This is a genomic window from Spirillospora sp. NPDC046719 (genome assembly GCF_040645715.1).
Classification (GTDB): domain Bacteria; phylum Actinomycetota; class Actinomycetes; order Streptosporangiales; family Streptosporangiaceae; genus Spirillospora.
This window is the reverse complement of sequence record NZ_JBEYYT010000672.1, coordinates 1-3745: the sequence shown is the minus strand read 5'-3', so window position 1 is coordinate 3745 and position 3745 is coordinate 1. Positions and strand designations below refer to the sequence as shown.

Genomic DNA, 3745 nt, shown 5'->3' with positions numbered 1-3745 from the left:
GCGGCGCGGCGGGCCGGTCGCGCCCGCCGCGGGCGGGCCGGACGTCCTCGTCCGGCGCGGTGCCGATGCGGCCGCGCGCCCGGTCGCGGGTCTGCCGGGGGTCGGTCGTCGTCATCGGTCGGTCCTTCGGCCAGGGGTGGCGAAGCTCACACCGCTCCGCGTCGTGCCGCAAAAGTAATGCCGCCAACCGAGAATGGCAATGGGAAATCGGCTATTGCATACCAACTGGTCGGTATGGTGTCATCGGCGCACCGATGCCTGCCTGGTGGGGGCGCGACCCGGGGCCCTCCGGCCCTGGACGGCGAGGGTTCCCATCTCGTTATCGTGCGCCATACCGACCGGACGGTACAAGGGCTCGGATCGGCGAGGAGGGGTGCATTGCGGGTATTCGAAGACGGCGACGTCCCGGGCCTGCCGCTGGACCGGTTCCGGCGCCACGTCGACCGGGTCCTCCCCGGCGCCCTGTGGCCGGCGGACGCCGGGCCGCTGCGCGCCCGCGTGGTCGCCGGCGGCCGCTCGAACCTGACCTACGAGGTGACCGACGGGGCCCGCTCCTGGATCGTCCGGCGCCCGCCGCTCGGCCACGTCCTCGCGACGGCGCACGACATGTCCCGCGAGCACCGGGTCATGACCGCCCTGGCCGGCACGGCCGTGCCCGTCCCCCGGACGTACCTGCTCTGCGAGGACCCGGACGTGCTCGGCGCGCCGTTCTACGTGATGGAGATGGTCGAGGGGACCCCGTACCGCGGCGCGGACGAGCTCGTCCCGCTCGGCCCCGAGCGGGTCGCGGCGATCGCCGGGCGGATGATCGACACCCTCGTCGACCTGCACCGCGTCGACCCCGCCGAGGTGGGGCTGGCCGACTTCGGACGGCCGCGGGGCTTCCTCGAACGCCAGGTGCGCCGCTGGAAGAAGCAGCTCGACGCGTCGCGCAGCCGGGACCTCGACGGCGCCGCCGAGCTGCACGCGCTCCTGGAGGCGAACGTCCCGCCCGAGTCCGCCCCGGCGATCGTGCACGGCGACTACCGGCTCGACAACCTGCTCGTCGGCGCGGACGACCGGGTGGCGGCCGTCCTGGACTGGGAGATGGCGACGCTCGGCGACCCGCTCACCGACCTCGCGCTCCTGCTCGTCTACATGAGGCGGACGGCGCCGGGCCCGGGGCGGGCCGAGGCGACGCGCGCGCCCGGCTTCCCGTCGCCCGACGAGGTGGTGGCCCGGTACGCCGAGCGCAGCGGCCGCGACCTGTCGGCGATCGGGTTCTACGTCGGGCTGGCCTGCTTCAAACTCGCGGTGATTTCCGAGGGCATCCACTACCGCTACCTGCGGGGCCAGACCGTGGGGGAGGGGTTCGACGCCGTCGGCGCCGCCGTCGAGCCGCTGCTCCGCTCCGGCATCGCCGCGCTCAAGGGCGCCTGACCCCTCTCCGAGACCGGCGGCCTGGCCTCTCGCGTTGCATACCAACCGGTCGGTATGTTGTCATCATGGCGTCCACGGAGCGGGCGCGCGCCCGGCGGAGGAGGTAACGCGATGAGGACGTTCCACGGCATCGACGAGTACGAGAAGGCCGTCGGCACCCATCTCGGCCACAGCGACTGGCACACGGTCACGCAGGAGCAGGTCAACGGGTTCGCCGACGCGACCGGCGACCACCAGTGGATCCACGTCGACCCCGAGCGGGCCGCGGCCGGCCCCTTCGGCGGCACGATCGCGCACGGCTACCTCACCCTGTCGCTGATCCCCATGCTGATGTCGGAGATCTCGCGCGTCGAGGGCCTGGCGATGGGCGTCAACTACGGCTCGGACAAGGTCCGCTTCCCCGCGCCCGTCCCCGTCGGGTCGCGGCTGCGCGCCGGCGCCGAGCTGCTCTCGCTGGAGCGCACCCCGCAGGGCGCGCGGGCCAAGGTCCGCGTGACCGTGGAGCGCGAGGGCGGCGACAAGCCGGTCTGCGTCGCCGAGGTCCTGTCCGTGCTGGTCGGCTGACTCCCCGCCCATCCCGTCCGTCATCCCGGAGACCGTCATGATCCCCAGCACCATGCAGGACTTCCCCCTCTCGGTCGCCGCGATCCTGCGGCACGGCCGGCGCGTCTACGGGCGCAGCGAGTGCGTCACGTGGACCGGCGGCGGCGAGCCGCGGCGCGCCACCTTCGCGCAGGTCGCCGACAACGCCGAGCGCCTCGCCGCCGCGCTGCAGCGGCTCGGCGTCCGCCAGGGCGGCCGAGTGGCGACCTTTTGCTGGAACAACCAGGAGCACCTGGAGGCGTACTTCGCGGTGCCCGCGATGGGCGCCGTCCTGCACACCCTCAACATCCGGCTGTTCCCCGAGCAGCTCGCGCACATCATCAACCATGCCGACGACCAGGTGATCATCGTCGACGACAGCCTCGTGCCGCTGCTCGCCCGGGTGGTGGACGAGCTGCCCGCCGTCGAGGCGTTCGTCATCGTCGGCGACGGCGACGGCGCGCCGCTCGAGGCCAACCGCAACGGCGCCCCCGTCCTGCGGTACCGCGAGCTGCTCGCCGCCGAGGAGCCCGGCTACGAGTGGCCCGAGGTGGACGAGCGGTCCGCCGCGTCCATGTGCTACACCAGCGGCACCACCGGCGACCCGAAGGGCGTCGTCTACTCGCACCGCTCGACGTTCCTGCACGCGATGGCCGTGCAGTCGGCGTCGCTGGTCGGCATCACCGAGGCCGACCGGGTGCTGACCATCGTCCCGATGTTCCACGTCAACGCCTGGGGCCTGCCGTACGGGGCGTTCCTGTCCGGCGCGACGCTGCACATGCCCGGCCCGTTCATGCAGCCGCAGCACCTCACCGAGTTCGTCGCCCGGGAGCGCAGCACGCTCGCCTCCGCCGTCCCCACCATCTGGAACGGCATCCTCTCCTACGGCGAGCAGCACGAGCTGGACCTGTCGTCGCTGCGCGCCGGGACGTCCGGTGGCGCCGCCGCGCCCCGCTCGCTGCTGGAGGCGTTCGAGGAGCGGTACGGGCTGCGCATCATCCAGGGCTGGGGCATGACCGAGACCAGCCCGCTCGGCGGCATGGCGTTCCCGCCGCCCGAGGTGGAACCCGGCACGCCCGAGGAGATGGACTGGCGGCTGAAGTCCGGCCGGGTCGCCGCGGGCGTCGAGATGCGGATCGTCGACGACGCCGGCCGCGAGCTGCCGTGGGACGGGGTGTCCGTCGGCGAGATCGAGGTCCGCGGCCCGTGGATCACCGGCTCCTACCACCGCGACCCGGCGCCGGAGAAGTTCGACGACGGCTGGCTGCGCACCGGCGACATCGGCACGATCGACGACCGCGGCTTCTACCAGATCACCGACCGCGCCAAGGACGTCATCAAGTCGGGCGGCGAGTGGATCTCCTCGGTCGAGCTGGAGAACCTCCTGATGGGGCACCCGGCGGTCGCCGAGGCCGCCGTGATCGGCATCCCCGACCCGCGCTGGGACGAGCGGCCGCTCGCCTGCGTCGTGCTCCGCCCGGACGCCGCCGCGACCGCCGCCGAGCTGGCCGACCACCTCGCCGCCCGGGTGGCCCGCTGGCAGGTCCCCGAGTACTGGACGTTCATGGACGAGATCCCCAAGACGACCGTCGGCAAGTTCGACAAGAAGCCCCTCCGCGCCCGCCACAAGAGCGCGGACCTGAAGATCGAGCACATCACCCGCTGACGGACCCTGGACCCGGCTGCACGGACGAACGGAAGGCCGGACCTCGGCCGCCACCACGGGCAGGCACGCGGAGCGAGC

The 3745-nt window shown here is 73.2% G+C and carries 3 protein-coding genes; all 3 read left to right on the top strand.

Annotated features, from left to right (window positions below; translation table 11 throughout):
• The first annotated feature begins 378 nt into the window (after positions 1-378).
• The 3 genes from ABZ914_RS48430 to ABZ914_RS48420 all read left to right on the top strand — a co-directional run bounded on the left by ABZ914_RS48430 (position 379) and on the right by ABZ914_RS48420 (position 3667).
• Positions 379-1419, top strand: coding sequence for a phosphotransferase family protein (locus ABZ914_RS48430; RefSeq protein WP_500201368.1), 1041 nt, complete (start codon positions 379-381; stop codon positions 1417-1419).
• A 111-nt stretch (positions 1420-1530) separates the two neighbouring features.
• Complete coding sequence (locus tag ABZ914_RS48425; RefSeq protein WP_190854189.1) at positions 1531-1983, top strand: MaoC family dehydratase; 453 nt, start codon at positions 1531-1533, stop codon at positions 1981-1983.
• A gap of 37 nt (positions 1984-2020) precedes the next feature.
• Entirely contained in the window at positions 2021-3667 is a 1647-nt protein-coding gene (locus tag ABZ914_RS48420; RefSeq protein ID WP_500201367.1) for a long-chain fatty acid--CoA ligase, read from the top strand.
• Positions 3668-3745 lie beyond the last annotated feature (78 nt).

Excerpts from the sequence above, each read along its gene's own strand:
- ABZ914_RS48425 (WP_190854189.1), top strand. The coding sequence starts at position 1,531 with ATGAGGACGTTCCACGGCATCGACGAGTACGAGAAGGCCGTCGGCACC.
- ABZ914_RS48420 (WP_500201367.1), top strand. The coding sequence starts at position 2,021 with ATGATCCCCAGCACCATGCAGGACTTCCCCCTCTCGGTCGCCGCGATC.